Below are 19254 nucleotides of genomic sequence, written 5' to 3' on the forward strand. Positions count from 1 at the left end.
AGGGAGGATGTCACTTAAACGGGTAAAAGTTATATGGTTGTTGTGAGTCTGTAATATGTTAAGTAATTTGGAATAAAAATAAGCAGAGGGAATAAGTTTTAATATTAGAAAAGTAGCTATTCAGAGAAAAGCAGTATTTATTAAAAAGGGATTACGGGCAAACTGCAAGTACTCTGAATAGCTGCATATATAACAATTGTAGAAATCCGACAGAACAAAGAAGAAAATAAATTAAAACCGGATACTAACCTAATAAAAATAACAAACTGTTTCCGAAAAAATCAGGAAAGTGAATTGGCGCGTAAAATCTTGCCTTTTCCCGATAGCCATGCTACACTTAAGGATGAAAAATTTAAATTGTTTCAATCATTTTAACTTTTAAAGGAGATTATATATGTGTGGAATTGTTGGATACACTGGTAGAGAGGCGGCAGCGCCAATTGTACTGAATGGTTTATCAAAACTGGAGTACAGGGGATATGATTCAGCCGGAGTAGCTGTTTTCAATGAAGCTGAGAATGACATAGACATTGTAAAGACAAAGGGACGTCTTAAGAATCTGTTAGAGAAGACAGACAGCGGAAAAGCGATGCCAGGTGGATGTGGTATTGGTCATACCCGTTGGGCAACACATGGCGCACCTTCTGAGAAGAACGCGCATCCTCATTGTAGTGATGACAAGATGGTTGTTATGGTTCATAACGGAATCATTGAGAACTATCAGGAATTAAAAGACCATCTCACACAGAAAGGTTATACTTTCTATTCTGAGACAGATACAGAAGTAGCAGTGAAGCTTATCGCTTATTACTATGAGAAGACAGATCATAACCCATTAGAAAGTATGTCAAGAGCATTACTTCGTGTTCGTGGTTCTTTCGCACTGGGTATTATGTTCAAAGATCGTCCAGGTGTTGTTTACGCAGCACGAAAAGACAGTCCATTAATCGTTGGACAGAATGAAGGTGGAGCATTTATCGCATCTGACGTTCCTGCTATCCTTTCTTACACAAGAAATGTATACTATCTTGATAACATGGAGATGGCAGAACTTCACGAAGACAGCATCCGTTTCTTTAACATGAACGGTGACGAGATTGAAAAAGAAATGGTTAACATTAAGTGGGATGCAGAAGCAGCGGAAAAAGGCGGTTTCGAGCATTTCATGATGAAAGAGATTCATGAGCAGCCAAAGGCACTCAAAGATACAATCAATACATATGTAAAAGACGGTAAGATTGATTTAAGTTCTGTCGGTATTTCACCAGAAGAATTTGCACAGTATCATAGAATTTGTATCGTAGCCTGCGGTTCTGCTTATCATGTTGGTATTGCAGCCAAATATGTGATGGAAGACCTCACAGGATTAATAGTAGACGTAGATTTCGCTTCTGAATTCCGTTACCGTAATCCAAAGCTTTCCCAAGATACATTAGTTGTCATTATTTCACAGTCAGGAGAGACAGCAGATAGCCTTGCAGCACTGCGTCTTACAAAAGAAATGGGAGTAAAGACATTAGCAATCGTTAATGTAGTTGGTTCCAGTATTGCAAGAGAAGCAGACCACGTTATGTACACTTTAGCCGGACCTGAAATTGCCGTTGCTACCACTAAGGCATACAGCACACAGTTAATTTGTATGTATATCCTCTCCATGTACGCTGCACAGGTAAGAGGAGAGATTGAAGAATCTACCCTCAATAGCATGCTCAAAGAGATCGTGCTCCTTCCAGAAAAGGTTGCAAGCATCTTAGCAGATAAAGAACGAATTCAGTGGTTCGCTAATAAATTTGCATCCGCACACGATGTATTCTTTATCGGTCGTGGACTTGATTACGCAATCTGTCAGGAAGGAAGCCTGAAGATGAAAGAAGTCAGCTATGTACATTCCGAAGCTTATGCAGCAGGTGAGTTAAAACACGGAACCATCAGCCTGATTGAAGATGGAACACTTGTAATCGGTGTTCTTACTCAGAGTCACCTTTGCGAGAAGACACTGAGTAACATGCAGGAAGTAAAGAGCCGTGGCGCATACCTGATGGGTGTTGCAGAGAACGGAAGTTACTACCTTGAAGACATGGTAGACTTTGTTGTATATGTGCCTAAGACAGATCCGCATTTTACAACGACACTCGCAATTATTCCATTACAGTTAATGGGATATTATGTAAGCGTTGCAAGAGGACTTGATGTTGATAAACCTAGAAACCTTGCAAAGAGTGTTACTGTAGAATAATTCTGGGTTACTGCAGGCAGGGAGAGACGCTCCCAAAAAGAGAAGATATCCTATATTTGTGACTCTATCACTGTGGGTTGAATGTTTGCCTTCGGGTTTACATTCAATCCTCGCTATAAGGCCACAAATATAGGATATCTTCTCTTTTTGGGAGCTGTTTTTGGTTTAGAGCGTGTTTGAAAAACCATTCCTCTAAGAGGGGGTCTGCTTTCCTGTGGCAAATTTTATATTTTAAAGGATAAGGAGATTATTATGGAGATAAAAACATTTCATGGATTTGAAGATTTCTGTGTAGAGAAGTTTGAAAATACTGATGAGTGGTATTACGGTATTTATCCAACGTGGATGTCTAATGTGGAAGTAGCGGAGGAATGTGGAAAAGGAAGAGAGTATGCTGGAAGTAAGTTATGCTTTTTTAATAAAACTGGCAAGGCATATGAGTCGATAAAACAGGAGAAAAATGTGTATCTGGAGGCTCCTGTGTATGACAAGGCAAGCAATTCTTTTGGGATTTTGAGATATGATTTTAATAAAAGAATCCTTCAGGCGATTGCCTATAAACCAGATGAAGAAAGTGTTGAAGTAATCGAAGAAATTTCGCTTTCGGAAATTGATGACTTAATGAATATCAGATTAATTGAAAGCCCCTTTATGATTGTACGAAATAGTATGGAAGAAAATGCCATAGAATTTTTGGCTCCGAAACGAAAAATATATCTGGAAGAAAATGAAAGCATTGAGTTTGTAGAAAACGAGAAAATGTATAGTTCTAAATGGAATGAGGATTTACTGGATGTATTGAATTATGGATATGGAGAAGAGGTCATCGTAAGAGATTTAGAGACAGGAAAGATTCTGGAAAGGTATAAAGGATATCTGAACAGAATGCCAGATGGGACAGCATGGCTTATGACAGAATAGAGTTGGAAAAAGTAAGTTTTAACTTGGTTATATCAATAAATTTATATGGAAAAGAGAAAATTAGATGTAGGTAAAGAATGCTTCTGGGTAAAATCAGAGGCATTTTTGAATATAAGATAGAAGATAAGTTTAAAATTTTAAATGGAATTAAGTTTTGCGCTGTTTTTAGGAAATTAAGCGAGAATTTCCGCCAATTCAGTTGCTGAGTAGTTCACCAATTTTTGAAGTAGGATAAGCTTAAAAAATAAATTGAGAATTTCCGGAAATTTGATTTTCGGCTCTGTTTTGTCTATAGGAGCATTAGTAGTGTTTACTGTGATACAGATTGATAGGCCTGACATTGTAACAACAGAAATGAAAAAGCTATCTTTATCATCACAGGAACCTTTTACGTTGTTTATATGCTTGCTTATTAATTGTATTAGTTTGTTTTTGGTAGCCAGGTTTACAAAGCAGATTTTTGAATGGATAGAGCTAAGTGAATCTCCATTTATCCCCCAAATATCAAATCAGATTAATAAAATATCGGCAGCGTTATTTGTTTATATTATTGTCCCAACTGGTTCAGTTAATGAAATTAATCTTTCTTCTGTAGTATTGGGAATTGTGATTGTGCTTGTTTTGTATTGCCTTTCGGCAGTATTCAAATATGGATGTAGTTTACAGAAAGAAGTAGATGGGATGTTGTAGGTGAAGTATGGCAATTATATTGAGATTAGACAGGGTAATGGCAGATAGAAAGATTAATTTAAAAGATTTATCTGAGCAGATAGGAATCGCCAATGTAAATTTGTCGAAGATTAAAACCGGAAAAGTAAGCGCAATTCGATTTTCGACGTTGAATGCTATTTGTAAAGCATTGGATTGCCAGCCTGGAGATATCTTAGAATATCAGGAGGATGAGGACTGATTTGTTAAGTTGGTATATATACGAGCTGGCGAAACAGATGAATCCTCACTCTCTGTAATATAAAGGAGAAAATTTATGAAAAAATATCTAAATAGAATCTACACAATACTCTTAATTATCCTTTGTGTAGTTTTATGTGTTTTACAAATACAGGCAGGGACATTATTGAGTACAGGTACAATAATAAGATTTGTGATTATATTTATAGCATATGGTCTGGGAATGGCATATAAGAAAAAATCCTGATTTGTGAGTCTGTAAAACAGACGAACTCCCGAAGATAAATGGTGTGCATCCCCATCAAATCTTTCTCAAAATAAATTCTGAGTTTGCATAGGCATCCAAAGACAGCTCACAGTAAATAAAAGAACCTATATTTGTGGCTTCGGAGCAAGGTTTGGATACGAGCGTGTATAAGCGAGTATTCCAACCGCCGCGACTAAAGTCACAAATATAGGTTCTTTTATTTACTGCGAGCGTCTCTTTGACTGCGGCAAATAAGAATTTAACTACTTAAACAGTGGAGCCAATGCAGCAGCTAATTCATCCTTTGTTGCCTGAGCGTCTGCAAGATCCTTTCCAAGTGTAGTAAAATATGTCTTAATCTTAGGTTCTGTACCAGATGGACGAACAACAACAGTTGCGCCATTATCAAGACCGTATGTAAGTACGTTAGCAGCTGGAAGTCCAGTAGCCTCTGCATTCTTATAATCTGTTACGCTGACAACCTTCTTATCTCCGATAGATGTAGGTGGGTTATCACGAAGTCCCTGCATGATTCCAGACATCTTATCCATACCTGTAAGACCTGGGAATTCAAAACTGTCTACAACATTTAAGTAACGGCCATATTCAGCATAGATTTCTTCGAGTCTTTCTTTGATGGAGCTTCCGATGCTTCTGTAGTAAGCAGCCATTTCACAGATGAGCATGGAGCTGATTACAGCATCTTTATCACGAACGTAAGGTCCAGCTAAGTAACCGTAACTCTCTTCGAAACCGAAGATGAAGCGGTCTACTTCTCCAGCAGCTTCTAAGGAAGCAATCTGGTCACCGATCCATTTAAATCCTGTAAGTACACTTCTCATCTCTACACCGTAATGAGCAGCAACAGCGTCTGCAAGTGGTGTGGAAACGATGGATTTCACTGCGACAGCCTTCTCAGGAAGTGTGCCTAATTCTTTGCGGCCTGCACAGATGTAGTCAAGAAGCAGAACACCCATCTCATTACCTGTTACAAGTTCATAAGAACCGTCTGGACACTTCATAGCAATACCAACACGGTCTGCATCAGGGTCAGTAGCGAGCATAAGATCTGCACCAGATTCTTTTGCAAGATCAAGACCAAGCTTTAATGCTTCAAAAATCTCTGGATTAGGATAACTGCATGTTGTGAAATATCCGTTAGGATATTCCTGTTCAGGAACGATAGTGATATCTGTGATACCGATGTCATTTAATACTCTTGTTACAGGAACAAGACCAGAACCGTTCAGTGGACTGTATACTAACTTAAGACCAGCAGTCTTGCAAAGACCTGGACGAACCTGACGTGCTTCGATAGCTTCATAGAACGCATTCTTACAATCATCTCCTACAAAACGGATGAGTCCCTGCTCAACACCTTCTGCGAAAGAAATGTATTTTGCCCCGGTAAGAACATCAGTCTTCTGAATCTCATCGTATACGATAGCGGCTGCATCATCAGTCATCTGGCATCCGTCAGGACCGTAAGCTTTGTAACCGTTATACTTAGCTGGGTTGTGAGATGCGGTAACCATGATACCTGCGTTACACTCATAGTAACGTGTAGCAAAAGAAAGTGCTGGAACAGGCATTAATGCATCGTAAATGCGAACTTTAATTCCATTAGCGGCGAGAACGGCAGCAGCAGTCTTGGCAAAAACATCACTCTTAATACGGCTGTCATAGCTGATAGCAACTGTCTGGTTGCCACCCTGTGTTTTGACCCAGTTGGCGAGACCCTGTGTAGCCTGACGTACTACATAGATGTTCATACGGTTTGTTCCAGCTCCGAGAACACCTCTGAGACCAGCAGTTCCGAACTTCAGTGCAACTGCAAAACGGTCTTTAATCTCGTCATCATTTCCCTCGATGCCGGCAAGCTCAGGATGAAGATCACTATCTTCTAAGTCAGCAGCAAGCCAGCGTTTGTACTCGTCTAAATACATATTGTAACTCCTTCCAATGTTAAATGTTAGTGCTTTAAAAAGCTCGTTTTATGTATCTAATTTTACCATATCAGGTACTATTTATCAAGATGAAATTATGTATACTTTTGGAAAAGAACACGAATCATTACAGATAAAAAGAGAAAATGAATTGTACAGAAATACCATTGTCGTATATTTGAGAAAAATGTAATTTTTTCTTTACTTTGTAGTGGGAATCAAAAATATTTTTGCAGAAATTCAAAGAAATAGTTCGCAAACATAAGCCGTTCTGTGTTATTATATACAATATGTGACATTTGTGGTATCACGGAAGTCACAAATTAAAAAGAAAAGGAGAGTCCTTCTTATTTTAATAGTATAATGAAGTTTCATAAGGCAGATATTTAGAGAACGGTACATTAGAGAATCAGAGATATACTTGAGAAGTGTATATAGACGTATCATTGTTGAAAATTTTGAATGAAGTTAGAGCGTGTTTGAAAAATCATTCCAGCAATCTGCACACCTCAATTTATGGTATATTTTGCCTTCATTTGGTTGACGTAGCCCATTACGCCGCTTTCATTCAGTTGACGTAGCCCGCTACGCCGCCCTCATTCAGGTAAAATCTCCCACAAATTGTGATGCACATCTTGCAGAAAGCATTTTTTAAACACGCTCTAGCGATACCTCATAAGTATATGTAAAGCATGCAGATCTTACAATAAAAAAGAAATCGTTTTGTTGTGATATTGTATGTTGAACGCTCATAGACAGTAATTTGTCTGCTTTTAATTTTATTTTAAAACTCTATTAGTATAGAAGGTACAGGAATCATGTCAGAGAAAATTATTGCAGTTTCCGCAGGAAGAGAAATCACAGAAACAGAATTTAATGAATTTTTAAGCAAGCTTCCAGAACAGCAGCAGGCTTATGTAGCAACAGAAGAAGGAAGAAAGCAGGCATTAACTCAGTATGCAAACTACTTCTTATTCGAAAAACTTGGATATGACAAAAAGTATGACCAGGACGAAGCTTTCCTTGCTACAATGGAAGCTGTTAAGAGAGAACTTTTAGGACAGTACGCTTTAACTCAGGAGATTAAAGATATCCAGGCAACACAGGAAGAATGTGAAGCATACTATAATGAGCATAAAGCAATGTTCGTAAAAGAAGCAAAAGCTACAGCAAAACACATTCTTACAGCAACAGAAGAAGAAAGTAAGAAAGTATTAGAAGAAATCGAGAGCGGTGTAAAAACATTTGAAGACGCTGCAAAAGAATATTCTACATGCCCATCTAAAGCACAGGGCGGAAGCCTTGGAACATTTGGCCGTGGACAGATGGTGAAAGAATTTGACGAAGCTGTATTTACTGCAGAAGTAGGCAAAGTAATCGGACCAGTAAAAACAGATTTCGGATATCACTTAATTCGTGTAGATGAGCTTACAGGTGGAGAACAGTCTGAATTTGCAGAAGTATATCCACAGATCATGCAGCAGCTCACAACAGAAAAACAGAACAAAAAGTATATGGCAGTACGTCAGGAAATGATCGAAAAATACGGTCTTGAATTTAAGTAAAAATTTAATATAATAATATAGGAAATCCCGTTCTGACAGGAATAAATCACCAGTAATTACCTGATTATTCAGGCTTCGTGAATTGCTGACGGTGGATTGAGATAATGATAATAATAAGATTATTGCAAAATTATCTTTATTTTTTTCTGAACTGGGGTTATAATAGGTTCGTATAACTTAGGGCGATGCTACCATACATCGACAACTGCGCAAGCAGATATTTATATTTATGGAGGTTAATAATTATGGCATTAGTATCAGCAAAAGAGATGCTTCAGAAAGCAAAAGCAGGACATTATGCAGTAGGACAGTTCAACATCAACAACCTTGAGTGGACAAAAGCAATCCTGTTAACAGCAGAAGAATGTAAATCCCCAGTTATTTTAGGTGTATCCGAAGGTGCGGGCAAATATATGACAGGATACAAAACTGTTGTAGGTATGGTAAACGGAATGTTAGAAGAGTTAAACATTACAGTACCAGTAGCACTTCATCTTGACCACGGTTCATATGAAGGAGCTAAGAAGTGTATCGAAGCTGGATTCTCCAGCATCATGTTTGATGGTTCTCATCTTCCATTCGAAGAGAACGTTGAAAAGACAAAAGAATTAGTAGCAATCTGTAACGAAAAAGGAATGTCTATCGAAGCAGAAGTTGGTTCTATCGGTGGAGAAGAAGATGGCGTTGTAGGAATGGGCGAATGTGCAGATCCTCAGGAATGTAAAGCTATCGCTGATCTTGGTGTAACAATGTTAGCAGCAGGTATCGGTAACATCCACGGAAAATACCCAGAAAACTGGGCTGGATTACAGTTCGACGTATTAGATGACATCCAGAAATTAACTGGAGAAATGCCTCTCGTATTACACGGTGGTACAGGAATCCCAGAAGATATGATTAAAAAAGCTATTTCCCTTGGCGTTTCTAAGATTAACGTAAACACAGAATGCCAGATTTCTTTCGCAGAAGCTACACGTAAATATATCGAAGCAGGCAAAGACTTAGAAGGAAAAGGATTTGACCCTCGTAAGTTATTAGCTCCTGGTGCAGAAGCAATCAAAGCTACTGTAAAAGAAAAGATGGAAATCTTCGGTTCTATCGGAAAAGCTGAATAATTATAGAATGTAATTGAGCTACTATAGAAATTATGGTAGTAACTATACTTCAAAAGAAAAAGGACTCTACCGATGGCGTGGTATCGTTTTTGGAAGATATACGGATATATCTTTCTTTATTCTACTACGTTTGTGAGGTAGAGTTCTTTTTTGTTTAGAATATTTCATTAAGAATAAATTATAAGTATTGTTGAATATGGGACAATATGGAAATATAATGTTTATGGTATCTTCATTCTCGTCAGGGAAAATAATAAATTGATATTAGAAAAGTTCTTTATTATTTAAAAGGAGTTAACTATTAAAATTGACAGCTCTTTAAGAAATATATACTGTATTATTTATGAGGAGAGATAAAGATGTGGCAATGGCTTTTCATGTAGAGTATAGTGAAAATAAGATTGATTAAAGACAAATTCTGTACAAGGAGAATTGCTGGTTAAAAAACTTGGAAGTCTTTGAGCAGTATAAAATGTATTACGGAGAATTTTCTGATAGAATAGAAGAAAGGTAAGAAATGACTAATTTAAATAATGATTTTATGGAATCTTATAAACATCTGGATAAAATATGTAAAGAAATTTTTAATAGTGAGAAAGGTGTTACTACATATATAGATACGATGAAAGAAGTAAATGATGGAAATAGATATGTCCCTTTATGGAATAAAACGCTATATAAGTTAAAACATTATAGACATATTAGAAATAATTATGTACATGAGGTTGGAACATCACAATATGATATTTGTACAAGAGACGATATAGAGTGGTTAAATAATTTTTATAAAGAAATTATGAAAACTACAGACCCTTTGGCTCGGTACAGGAGAGAAAAGAGTTCATATAAAGCTGTCGAGGATGTTAAATATATCAGATATACGGAAGGAGGAGAAGGGGAGCAACTACAATATCAGAATGTAAACTCTAAGAGCGATGATGGTGAAGGTTTACGACTTTTAAACATTATTTTAAAGTTTCTTATAATAATGGGAATCAATTTAGCTGTGGTTTTGTTTATAATGCTTATGATAAGTTAATGGAAGATAAAACTAAATTTGATTCTTCAATTTAGCAATAGAAAAAAACTGTGTAAAATAAAAAAATTTTATTTAAAGAATTGATGAAAAAACAGAAAAATAAAAGTATAAGTTAGAGACTGCTGGTACAGATTCTACCTTATACTTTTTATTTTTCGTCTGTTTTCTTCAATTCAATTAATTCAGTCGATCATATATTTTGGTTTCTTCATAGAGCCAGTCTGCCAGTTCATTATTATAATCTCCCGGCAGGCATCGCCATGTCCAGTTTCCGCCCAGCGTAGAAGGTGTATTCATCCTGCCTTCCACTCCAAGTCCAAGAAAATCCTGCATCTGCATAATCGCAGTATTGGCAACACTTGCCCAGGCACAACGCATCATACCAATATGATAACCTTCTTCTTTTGTAAGACGGAGGTAACGAATAGCATTGTTTTGGAATTCTTCCGGAGCGGTTTCAAACCAGCCAAGAATGGTATCATTATCGTGTGTTCCTGTGTATACAACGCAATTATTTGGATAACAGTGTGGAAGATAACCAGAACCAGTATCTCTGCTGTCAAAGGCAAATTCGAGGACTTTCATTCCTGGAAATCCAGTAGATGCCAAAAGCTGTTTTACGGAGTCTGTTAAGAATCCGAGATCTTCTGCAATGATAGGAAGTTTACCAAGTTTGTTCTCAATCGTAGTGAATAAATCCATGCCAGGACCTGGTTTCCAATATCCATTTTTGGCGGTGGAATCACCGTATGGAATGGCATAGTATTCATCAAATCCGCGGAAGTGGTCGATGCGGATCACATCGTAGATTTTTGACTGGTAAGCAATGCGGTTTACCCACCATTGATATCCAGTTTCTTTCATGTAGTCCCAGTTGAAAAGAGGGTTGCCCCAAAGCTGGCCGTCAGCGGAAAATCCGTCGGGTGGGCATCCGGCAACTTCGATTGGACAAAGGTTTTCATCAAGCTGGAATTCTTCCGGGTGTGCCCAAACGTCAGCACTGTCGTAAGAAACATAAATAGGAAGATCACCAATAATTTTTATATTATTTTCTTCTGCATATGCTTTTAATTTGTCCCATTGATAGAAAAACAAAAACTGAACCTTTTTCCAGAACAGGATTTCATCGGTAAGTTCCTGGCGGATGGCTTCCAGAGAATCTTTTTCTCTTTTCTGGAGAGTTTCCGGCCACTCCTGCCAGGATTGACCGCCGTAGTAATCTTTAATCGACATATACAATGCATAATCATTTAACCAGACGTTCTGTTCTTTACAGAAAGTCTGAAAACGTTCAGAAAGTACCCCGGATATGCGGGAACATGCTATTCTTAAGATAGAAAATTTATGGCTGTAGAGCAGGCTGTAATCTACTCTTGCTGGATTATCACCCCAGGAAATAGAAGCATATTCTTCTTCCTGTAATAGTCCTTCTTTTTTTAAGTCATCAAAGTCAATCATATATGGATTGCCGGCATAGGAGGAGAAGGACTGGTAAGGGGAATCCCCATATCCTGTTGGACATATCGGAAGTATCTGCCAGTATGTCTGTCCGGCACGATGTAAAAATTGTATAAAATCACGCGCACACTGTCCCAGTGTTCCAACCCCGTAAGGAGAAGGGAGGGAAGTGATTGGCATTAATATTCCTGCGGTTCTCATAAGAGACCTCCCGTTTTGTTTATATTTTTATTGTAATGTTAAACATAGTGCTACACTATCTTTTATTGTTTTATGAAATTGCTATAGTGTTCTGTCTTTTGAATTGGAAAATAATATTTATTTATCTCCGTTCAATTCCATAACACTTTCACCTTCAATCAAATGAAATGGTGTTGTTTTATGTGTTGCATGATAAGGATAATTAATTCGCTGCAGCATCAGGTCAACTCCCTTTTTAGCGAGCTGTGTTGTGTCCTGTTGTACAGTTGTAAGGCGGGGTACGCAGTATCTGGAAAGTGCGATACCATCATATCCAACGATGGAAATGTCTTCTGGTACTCTTTTTCCCATGTCATAGATTGCACGCATTGTTCCAAGGGCAATTAGATCACTCATTGCAAAAATAGCAGTGATAGCAGTATTACGGTTTAAAAGCCGCATAGCTGCCTGATAGCCCTCTTCCATGGAGAAGCGGCAAGGCTCATATTGCAGTCGCTGGTTAAATGAAAGTTTGCTGTTTTTAAATCCCCATTTTGCACCGGTAAATCTGCGGAAACTGATTTCTGTTTCGGTCAGATTACCGCCGACCACACCAATAGAGGTATGTCCCTTTTTAGCAAGATACTCAATGACGGACTGGGCAGCTTGTTCATCACAGGTTGTCACAGAAGAAAGATTGTCAAAGTCCAGATCACTGCTGTTGTTGGTCAATAAAAGGCAGGGGATGTGGATGTGTGCAAAATCTTCTTTAAAATATTCTAAGTTACCACCTAAGAAAACGATTCCCTTTGGGTTGCGGTCGCGGCAAAGCTGGATCGCATAGTTTACTTCATTGGCGTCTTCATCTATATAATAGGTAGAAACATTTTCTCCATTCTTTAAGAAGAGAGACTGCATCTGTTCTACAATGTCAGCAAATAGCAGGTTAGAAGTTCCTTTTACAATAAGAATCACAGAGGAACTGGACTGCATTTTCAGATGTCGGGCATTACTGTTTGGCTGGAAATTATTTTCTTCAATCACGCTCAATATTTTCTTTCTGGCCTTTTCGCTGACATCTGGGTGATTATTTAAAACCCGGGATACGGTTCCAATACCGTATCCCGATAAACGAGCAATATCTTTGATTGTCATACGCATTACCTTCCAAATAAATGATATGTAATATATTACCCTTTAACTGCTCCGGCCGCAACACCTTTAATAATATATTTCTGGCAGCTTAAGTAGAATACAATAACAGGGATAACTGCCATAATCAGGCATGCCATGATGGCACCCATATCTACTCGTCCATAACTTCCCTTCATGTACTGGATGATGATGGAGATGGTTTTGTATTTCTTAATATCAAGAATCAGGTATGGAAGAAGGAAGTCGTTCCAGATCCACATTGCTTCAAGAATACCTACAGAAATATAAGTTGGTTTCATAATTGGAAGGACAACAGAGAAGAAAGTACGGATAGGATTACATCCGTCAATCATAGCTGCTTCCTCGATTTCAACAGGGATAGACTTTACAAAGCCGCAGAACATAAATACGGCAAGTCCGGCACCAAACCCCAGATAAACAATAATGAGTCCCCATGGAGTATTTAATCCAAGTGTATCAGCAGTTCCTGATAAAGTGAACATAACCATCTGGAAAGGAATTACCATGGAAAATACGCATAAAAGGTAAATTAATTTTGTAATCTTGTTTTGTACGCGGGTAATGTACCATGCACACATGGAACAGCATACGAGGATAACGATAACAGAGAGAACGGTAATAAATACGGTCCAGCCTACTGCTTTGATAAAGTCGTATTTTGAGATACTGGTTAAATAGTTCTCAAGACCTACATAACTTTTTTCATTTGGAAGTTTAAATGGCTCTAAACTGATGAATGCTTTCTTTTTAAAGGAGTTCATCAAAACGATTAAAATTGGTGAGACAAATAATATGGAAATAAGGGTAAAAAATATAGTTGCAAAAATACCACTTGTTTTATTTTTCATTATTGCTGTACCTCCTTGCTCTTAGTAGCATAAAGCTGAATCATACCGATAGCGACAACGATGATAAAGAAGATAACCGCTTTTGCCTGACCGACACCTTCATATCCGACACGGCCGTAGAAGGTATCGTAAATATTCAGTGCCATCATTTCTGTCTGATGCATCGGTTCACCGCCTGTCAGGGACAGGTTCTGGTCAAAGAGTTTAAATGAGTTTGTAATTGTTAAAAATGTACAGATTGTAATAGAAGGCATCATGTTTGGAATCGTAACATGAATGAGACGCTGCCATTTATTTGCTCCGTCAATCATGGCAGCCTCATTTAAGGAGCCTGGGATTGCCTGAAGTCCGGCGATGTAAACAATCATCATGTAACCAATCTGCTGCCAGCATATTAAAATGACAAGACCCCAGAAACCAAGCTTTGCACTTAATTTCAGTGCCAGGTCAAATTTTTCAAAAATACCATCAAAGATTAACTGCCAGATATAACCGAGTACGATACCACCGATTAAGTTAGGCATAAAGAATATAGTACGGAAAATGTTTGTGCCTTTGATTTTCTGTGTCAGTGCAAGTGCGATAGCAAAGGCAAGAACGTTGATTAAAACTAAAGTTACAACAGCAAAAACTGCTGTAAAGCCAAATGCATGAGTAAATGTATTGTCTTTAAATGCTTCTACATAATTAGATAAGCCCACGAAAGAGGCATCTCTGATTGTAGTAAATTTGCAAAATGATAAGTAAATACCTTCGATGAAAGGAACGATGAAGCCGATGATAAATGCTGCGAATGTAGGAAGTACAAAAATCGGCCAGTATTTTTTAATGGACTTTTCCATAGTAGCAATAGCCTCCTTAAAAAATACAGGGAGGACGGTATGTCCACCCTGTATCTGAGATATGTTTATAAGTTTTTGTTTTAATTTGTTTCGAACTGTTTCAAATAGAGGAGTTTAAACTTGTTATAAAAAGTTATTTTGTAGCGGCAGCGGCTTCTTTAGCCCATCCGTCAACAAATGCATTCTGTACTAACTTCCAGTTTGCGTCTGTCTGATCTGCTGCATAAGTAGTAAGTGCAGAACCTAAGTCGTTCTTCCACTGTTCAGATGGCATTGTGGAGAATGTCCAGTCTACAGGAGTATAACCTTTTTCCATGTAGTCGTTTGCGATGTTAACCAGTGGGTTTTCAGATTTTAAGTTGTTTTTGAAAGGAATAACGAATCCCATTCCGTCTGCGCTGCACATCATCTTTGTACCTTCTTCAGAAGTTACGCACCAGTTTATGAAATCAAGTGTTGCCTGAATATCTTCTTTGCTTGCATTTTTATTTACACACCAGTAATTCTCTGTACCAGTACAAAGTCCCTGTTTCTCTTCGCCAGGAGCACCAATATAAATAGGAAGCATTCCAAGATTATCATTTCCGATATCAGCGATATCACCATATGCCCATGTACCATTCTGATAGAATACAGCCTGCTCTGTTGTGAATTCAGCTACAGCGTCATCACCAGTCTTCTTGCTTAACTGTTTTGCATCACATGTTCCATTGTTGATGTATAAATCCCAGATGTTACGGTAGTTATCAAGATAAGTACCTTTGATTGCTTTTGTATCTGTGATTCCGTCTTTCTGGTATTCATAGTAAATAGGAAGGTTTGCAAGATGTGTTTTAAATCTCCAGTCAGAAGAACCGTCCATACCAGCGGAAGTAAATGCGGAGAATCCTAATTCATCTTTTCTCTTTGTGATATCTTCAGCAACTTTCTTTAAATCTGCGAAAGATTTGATATCATTCTGTGTGTAACCAGCTTTTTTAAGAAGTGCTTTGTTGTAGATTAAACCGTAAGTTTCTGTACAGTAACCAACACCTGCGATTTCATCGCCGTTCTTTAATTCAAACTTATCACTTGTAAGTTCATTTAAAATATCAGAACCTGTTAAATCGTAGCAGTAATCTTTCCATGAAGCAAGACCTACAGGACCGTTAACCTGGAAAAGAGTAGGAGCTTCGGATTTACCCATCTCACTCTTTAAAGTAGTTTCGTACTGGTTTGCTGCTGCTGTTACTACTGTAACTGGAACACCAGTTTCGTCTGTGTATTCTTTTGCAAGTTCCTGCCACTGTTCATCTGCTTCTGGTTTGAAGTTAAGATAGTAAACAGAACCTTTGGATGAGTCCTTATCAGAAGATGCTTTCTTATCGGAACTTCCGCCGCCACATCCGGTGAGCATGGAACAAGCCATGATTGTTGCTAAGCCTGCTGCAAGTAATCGTTTCATTTTTCTCATAATAATGAATCCTCCTTTTTAAATATCCTTGCGTGTCTTGCGACTTAAGAGTATGTAACTATGTACTGGAACCGTTTTCGGAAATGTTTCCAGTCGCTTGATAAGCATATTATATAACTTATATGAGTAGAATTACAAGTATTTTTTGTCGAATAGAAAAAAATTGTTAAAAGTGATTGAAAAACATAACAAAAATTATACATATTGAACAAAGAACTTGACTGCAAAATGAATTTTTTTTAAAAGGGTATGGACAAACTAAAAAAAGTAGTGTATACTCAGCCTTAAATTACAGGGAAATCCTGTAAATTAAAATTTTTATTCCCCCCTGAACCGTCTCACTCCACTTTCTGAACGGTCAGGGCAAAGAGAAGGAGGATAACCGTCAGACTTGCGGTGCGGCAGTGTGGAGACCTGTCGTAATGTGGCGCGGAAGTAATCGCCGGCTGCGAGGTGATATCGTGCGGAGGCAGTATCACTAAAGTCTAAGAATATGGCAGAGGTAACATTAAAACATATTAAGAAAGTTTACCCAAACACAGAGAAGAAGAGCAAAAAGGGCCAGAAGAAGAGCAATCTTATGGTTACAGACGAAGGCGTATTAGCAGTTCAGGACTTCAATCTTGACATCAAGGACCGCGAATTCATCGTATTAGTAGGTCCATCCGGATGTGGTAAGTCCACAACACTTCGTATGGTAGCCGGCCTCGAAGAAATCAGTGGAGGAGAACTCCTCATTGATGGAAAGAGAATGAATGATGTAGCTCCAAAGGGTCGTGATATCGCTATGGTATTCCAGAGCTATGCGCTGTATCCACATATGACAGTTCGCGAGAACATGGAATTCCCATTAAAACTTCGCAAGATGCCAAAAGACGAGATGAATAAGAGAGTGGACGAAGTGGCAGAAATTCTTGATATTACACAGTATCTTGACCGTAAGCCAAAGGCATTATCCGGTGGACAGCGTCAGAGAGTTGCCATTGGTCGTGCGATTGTAAGAGAACCGAAAGTTCTTTTAATGGATGAGCCTTTATCAAACTTAGATGCCAAGCTTCGTAACCAGATGAGAGCAGAGCTTATCAAGCTCCGTCAGAGAATTGATACAACATTTATTTATGTAACACATGACCAGACAGAAGCCATGACACTTGGTGACCGTATCGTTATCATGAAGGATGGAATCGTACAGCAGGTCGGAACTCCACAGGAAGTATTTGACCATCCAGCGAACATCTTTGTAGCAGGCTTTATCGGTATGCCACAGATGAATATGTTTGATGCGAAACTCGTAGAACAGTCTGGGAAATACAGTGTAGAATTAGGTGGTGTTTCCATTATACTTTCCGAAGAAAAACAGGCAGCACTCGCTAAAAATAACGTAAAATCACAGGAAATCACCCTTGGAATCCGTCCAGAGCACATCGCTTTAGCTCAGCCAGGCAAAGATGCCATCACAGGCAAAGTGGACGTATCCGAGATGATGGGAAGTGCGATTCATTTACATGTCAATGCCTGTGGAAGAGATACCATTATCATCGTACAGACGATGGATTTAACAGGTGGAGAAGATTTATCAATCGGAAGTGAAATCTCTTTCGCATTTGGCGGAAATGCAGTCCATGTGTTCAATAAAGAAACAGGGGAGAATTTAGAATTCTGATTTGCTGAGGACTGTGTTTTGGATGGGGAGAAAAATAGAATTCACTTTTTTCTCTAAGTCTCTCCTATGAATCCCACGAAGTTGCCAGCAAACACACTATAAAGACAGATAAAGCATATTTTTGCGGCCTTGGAGCGAGTGTTCAACACTCGCTCCGAGGCCGCAAAATATGCTTTATCTGTCTTTATAGTGTATGTGTTCATTTTTTAACTCCATAAATTCAATATTGACATGTATATACAAGTATGATAATATAAAATCAACATGAAGCTCAGTTATTTAAAATCAAATTTTTATTATAGGAGGAGAAAAGTATGTTAAATGTAACGTTAGATTCCCTTGGATTAGAAACCGTACGCGGAGATGAGAGTTTTGTTTCGAGAGTACAGGATATGCCAGTTAGTAAAGAAGAGTTTTTCGATTTAACAAAAATGGCAAAGTACGTAGGTGTAACAGAACAGTTTAAGGATGTTATCAACACATTCCATACACCGGAAGGGGAAACTCCTGCAGGTTTTAAGCGAGAGCTTGTGATGGAAAAAGACGGTGTTGTAAAGGTTGATCTGGTAAGAGATATTTCTTATGATAAGAATGGTATATTAAGACCAACAAATGTATTGTTTTCTGCCGACAGTGCGAATCCATATGAAGTGGAACCAATCAGCCCTTTAATTTCCAATTTGACCTGTAACCCGGGAATCATTTACGATTTATTTATTAATAATCCAAAGGCTAATGTTGGAAATAAATATAAGAACCGTGATGAAGTTATGGCAGAAATCGGAAGAGTACTTGGTCCGGGATGTGATATCAGTGTGGAGCTGAACAATCCTTTTGAGCAGGATTTCAATAAGATTCTTGAAGAGGCAGAAAAATTTAGAGAAATGTTTTCTAGATATCGTGTAGTTATTAAAGTCCCTCATACAGGAGCCGTTACACCACAGAATGTAACCCAGCTTCTCAGTGAAAATAAAAAACTTGACAAGAGACCGGATCAGGTTGGAACAGAAGATGCACTTCGCGGGCATAATCTTGCATTGAAACTGCATGAACATGGATTCCGTGTAAACTTTACATTAATGTTTGAGCCGTTTCAGACTATGCTGGCAATGCAGGCAAGACCATACTTTATCAATACATTTTTAAGACATCGTCTTTTACAGTCTCAAAATATTAAAAAATATGTTGATATGTATGAAGTTTCAAAGGATAATAAGATTTTAGAGACATTAAAAGACTACTTTATCTCCTGTGATTATTATACAGAAGCAGATAGGGATATGGCATTGGCAGATGTTCTTGCATTTGGTAAAGATCTTCTTAAATACAGACATTTTGAAGATAAGCAGGGTCAGGATGGATTAGATGGTATGCGTCATAATCTGCGCGTATTAAAGAACTCCAATCTAAAAGACACACGTCTTATTGTATGTTCTATGGAAGGCCCTTACAACTATCCGGATATTGATAAACTCCTTACAGAACCAGAATTCCAGGATATGAATCACAAAGTCGTAATTACAGCAGAACCAAATTATCTTGCAAGATTTACATCTACGAATCAGGTAATCAGCTATCAGAGAAGATTTATGAATGCTGCAAATGGACAGAGCTAAATAGAAATCATATTTTTTTAAAATAAGATGTATATACATG

At 38.0% G+C, this 19254-nt stretch carries 19 protein-coding genes; 11 read left to right on the forward strand and 8 right to left on the reverse strand.

The annotated features are described in order from the left end of the window. The first annotated feature begins 394 nt into the window (after window positions 1–394). From glmS to EUBHAL_RS08935, 4 genes are all read left to right on the forward strand, one after another. Window positions 395–2236, forward strand: coding sequence for a glutamine--fructose-6-phosphate transaminase (isomerizing) (gene glmS, locus EUBHAL_RS08920; RefSeq protein WP_005348269.1), 1842 nt, complete (start codon window positions 395–397; stop codon window positions 2234–2236). A 252-nt stretch (window positions 2237–2488) separates the two neighbouring features. Next, entirely contained in the window at window positions 2489–3157 is a 669-nt protein-coding gene (locus EUBHAL_RS08925) for a hypothetical protein (protein ID WP_005348272.1), read from the forward strand. Between the two features lie 285 nt (window positions 3158–3442). Beyond that, window positions 3443–3847, forward strand: a complete 405-nt coding sequence (locus EUBHAL_RS08930) for a hypothetical protein (protein ID WP_147363015.1) — start codon at window positions 3443–3445, stop codon at window positions 3845–3847. A 7-nt stretch (window positions 3848–3854) separates the two neighbouring features. Next, window positions 3855–4067, forward strand: a complete 213-nt coding sequence (locus EUBHAL_RS08935; RefSeq protein WP_005348280.1) for a helix-turn-helix domain-containing protein — start codon at window positions 3855–3857, stop codon at window positions 4065–4067. Window positions 4068–4576: 509 nt separating this feature from the next. On the opposite strand, the gene EUBHAL_RS08940 is transcribed toward EUBHAL_RS08935, so the two are convergent. Both EUBHAL_RS08940 and EUBHAL_RS17250 read right to left on the reverse strand, forming a co-directional pair. Next, complete coding sequence (locus EUBHAL_RS08940; RefSeq protein ID WP_005348287.1) at window positions 4577–6259, reverse strand: phospho-sugar mutase; 1683 nt, start codon at window positions 6257–6259, stop codon at window positions 4577–4579. A 443-nt stretch (window positions 6260–6702) separates the two neighbouring features. Further along, window positions 6703–6750 carry a hypothetical protein gene (locus EUBHAL_RS17250; RefSeq protein ID WP_353963082.1) on the reverse strand — a complete coding sequence of 16 codons (48 nt, stop codon included), beginning with the start codon at window positions 6748–6750 and terminating at the stop codon, window positions 6703–6705. On the opposite strand from EUBHAL_RS17250, the gene EUBHAL_RS17395 reads away from it, so the two are divergent. Then, complete coding sequence (locus tag EUBHAL_RS17395; RefSeq protein WP_465220318.1) at window positions 6739–6840, forward strand: DUF6783 domain-containing protein; 102 nt, start codon at window positions 6739–6741, stop codon at window positions 6838–6840. The genes EUBHAL_RS17250 and EUBHAL_RS17395 overlap by 12 nt on opposite strands. Here EUBHAL_RS17395 and EUBHAL_RS17255 read toward each other — a convergent pair. Further along, window positions 6828–6881, reverse strand: a complete 54-nt coding sequence (locus EUBHAL_RS17255) for a hypothetical protein (protein WP_334294554.1) — start codon at window positions 6879–6881, stop codon at window positions 6828–6830. The two genes, EUBHAL_RS17395 and EUBHAL_RS17255, sit on opposite strands and share 13 nt — an antisense overlap. On the opposite strand from EUBHAL_RS17255, the gene EUBHAL_RS16860 reads away from it, so the two are divergent. From EUBHAL_RS16860 to EUBHAL_RS08955, 4 genes are all read left to right on the forward strand, one after another. Continuing rightward, complete coding sequence (locus tag EUBHAL_RS16860) at window positions 6858–6914, forward strand: DUF6783 domain-containing protein (protein WP_334290891.1); 57 nt, start codon at window positions 6858–6860, stop codon at window positions 6912–6914. The two genes, EUBHAL_RS17255 and EUBHAL_RS16860, sit on opposite strands and share 24 nt — an antisense overlap. A gap of 163 nt (window positions 6915–7077) precedes the next feature. Then, complete coding sequence (locus EUBHAL_RS08945) at window positions 7078–7824, forward strand: peptidylprolyl isomerase (protein WP_005348289.1); 747 nt, start codon at window positions 7078–7080, stop codon at window positions 7822–7824. 245 nt (window positions 7825–8069) lie between these two features. Next, window positions 8070–8939, forward strand: a complete 870-nt coding sequence (fba, locus tag EUBHAL_RS08950; protein ID WP_005348292.1) for a class II fructose-1,6-bisphosphate aldolase — start codon at window positions 8070–8072, stop codon at window positions 8937–8939. A 517-nt stretch (window positions 8940–9456) separates the two neighbouring features. Next, a complete protein-coding gene (locus EUBHAL_RS08955; RefSeq protein ID WP_005348296.1) occupies window positions 9457–9978 on the forward strand; it encodes a DUF6548 family protein in 522 nt (173 codons plus the stop codon). Window positions 9979–10155: 177 nt separating this feature from the next. Here EUBHAL_RS08955 and malQ read toward each other — a convergent pair whose 3' ends face one another. The 5 genes from malQ to EUBHAL_RS08980 all read right to left on the reverse strand — a co-directional run bounded on the left by malQ (window position 10156) and on the right by EUBHAL_RS08980 (window position 15935). Continuing rightward, entirely contained in the window at window positions 10156–11637 is a 1482-nt protein-coding gene (gene malQ, locus EUBHAL_RS08960) for a 4-alpha-glucanotransferase (RefSeq protein ID WP_005348298.1), read from the reverse strand. 117 nt (window positions 11638–11754) lie between these two features. Then, the gene (locus EUBHAL_RS08965) at window positions 11755–12771 is read right to left on the reverse strand and encodes a LacI family DNA-binding transcriptional regulator (RefSeq protein ID WP_005348300.1); all 1017 of its coding nucleotides are present in this window, start codon (window positions 12769–12771) and stop codon (window positions 11755–11757) included. Window positions 12772–12806: 35 nt separating this feature from the next. After that, on the reverse strand, window positions 12807–13640 hold the full coding sequence (locus EUBHAL_RS08970) for a carbohydrate ABC transporter permease (protein ID WP_005348302.1): 834 nt from the start codon (window positions 13638–13640) through the stop codon (window positions 12807–12809). Beyond that, complete coding sequence (locus EUBHAL_RS08975; RefSeq protein ID WP_005348304.1) at window positions 13640–14482, reverse strand: carbohydrate ABC transporter permease; 843 nt, start codon at window positions 14480–14482, stop codon at window positions 13640–13642. The genes EUBHAL_RS08970 and EUBHAL_RS08975 overlap by 1 nt, the downstream gene beginning before the upstream one ends. Window positions 14483–14615: 133 nt before the next feature. Beyond that, a complete protein-coding gene (locus tag EUBHAL_RS08980) occupies window positions 14616–15935 on the reverse strand; it encodes an ABC transporter substrate-binding protein (RefSeq protein ID WP_005348305.1) in 1320 nt (439 codons plus the stop codon). Between the two features lie 493 nt (window positions 15936–16428). On the opposite strand from EUBHAL_RS08980, the gene EUBHAL_RS08985 reads away from it, so the two are divergent. Both EUBHAL_RS08985 and EUBHAL_RS08990 read left to right on the forward strand, forming a co-directional pair. Beyond that, window positions 16429–17598 carry an ABC transporter ATP-binding protein gene (locus tag EUBHAL_RS08985; RefSeq protein WP_005348307.1) on the forward strand — a complete coding sequence of 390 codons (1170 nt, stop codon included), beginning with the start codon at window positions 16429–16431 and terminating at the stop codon, window positions 17596–17598. Between the two features lie 314 nt (window positions 17599–17912). Continuing rightward, a complete protein-coding gene (locus EUBHAL_RS08990; RefSeq protein WP_005348311.1) occupies window positions 17913–19214 on the forward strand; it encodes a transaldolase family protein in 1302 nt (433 codons plus the stop codon). Window positions 19215–19254 lie beyond the last annotated feature (40 nt).

This window comes from Anaerobutyricum hallii DSM 3353 (genome assembly GCF_000173975.1).
GTDB classification, from domain to species: domain Bacteria; phylum Bacillota; class Clostridia; order Lachnospirales; family Lachnospiraceae; genus Anaerobutyricum; species Anaerobutyricum hallii.

Excerpts from the sequence above, each read along its gene's own strand:
- glmS (WP_005348269.1), top strand. The coding sequence starts at position 395 with ATGTGTGGAATTGTTGGATACACTGGTAGAGAGGCGGCAGCGCCAATT.
- EUBHAL_RS08925 (WP_005348272.1), top strand. The coding sequence starts at position 2,489 with ATGGAGATAAAAACATTTCATGGATTTGAAGATTTCTGTGTAGAGAAG.
- EUBHAL_RS08935 (WP_005348280.1), top strand. The coding sequence starts at position 3,855 with ATGGCAATTATATTGAGATTAGACAGGGTAATGGCAGATAGAAAGATT.
- EUBHAL_RS08940 (WP_005348287.1), bottom strand. The coding sequence starts at position 6,259 with ATGTATTTAGACGAGTACAAACGCTGGCTTGCTGCTGACTTAGAAGAT.
- EUBHAL_RS08945 (WP_005348289.1), top strand. The coding sequence starts at position 7,078 with ATGTCAGAGAAAATTATTGCAGTTTCCGCAGGAAGAGAAATCACAGAA.
- fba (WP_005348292.1), top strand. The coding sequence starts at position 8,070 with ATGGCATTAGTATCAGCAAAAGAGATGCTTCAGAAAGCAAAAGCAGGA.
- EUBHAL_RS08955 (WP_005348296.1), top strand. The coding sequence starts at position 9,457 with ATGACTAATTTAAATAATGATTTTATGGAATCTTATAAACATCTGGAT.
- malQ (WP_005348298.1), bottom strand. The coding sequence starts at position 11,637 with ATGAGAACCGCAGGAATATTAATGCCAATCACTTCCCTCCCTTCTCCT.
- EUBHAL_RS08965 (WP_005348300.1), bottom strand. The coding sequence starts at position 12,771 with ATGACAATCAAAGATATTGCTCGTTTATCGGGATACGGTATTGGAACC.
- EUBHAL_RS08970 (WP_005348302.1), bottom strand. The coding sequence starts at position 13,640 with ATGAAAAATAAAACAAGTGGTATTTTTGCAACTATATTTTTTACCCTT.
- EUBHAL_RS08975 (WP_005348304.1), bottom strand. The coding sequence starts at position 14,482 with ATGGAAAAGTCCATTAAAAAATACTGGCCGATTTTTGTACTTCCTACA.
- EUBHAL_RS08980 (WP_005348305.1), bottom strand. The coding sequence starts at position 15,935 with ATGAGAAAAATGAAACGATTACTTGCAGCAGGCTTAGCAACAATCATG.
- EUBHAL_RS08985 (WP_005348307.1), top strand. The coding sequence starts at position 16,429 with ATGGCAGAGGTAACATTAAAACATATTAAGAAAGTTTACCCAAACACA.
- EUBHAL_RS08990 (WP_005348311.1), top strand. The coding sequence starts at position 17,913 with ATGTTAAATGTAACGTTAGATTCCCTTGGATTAGAAACCGTACGCGGA.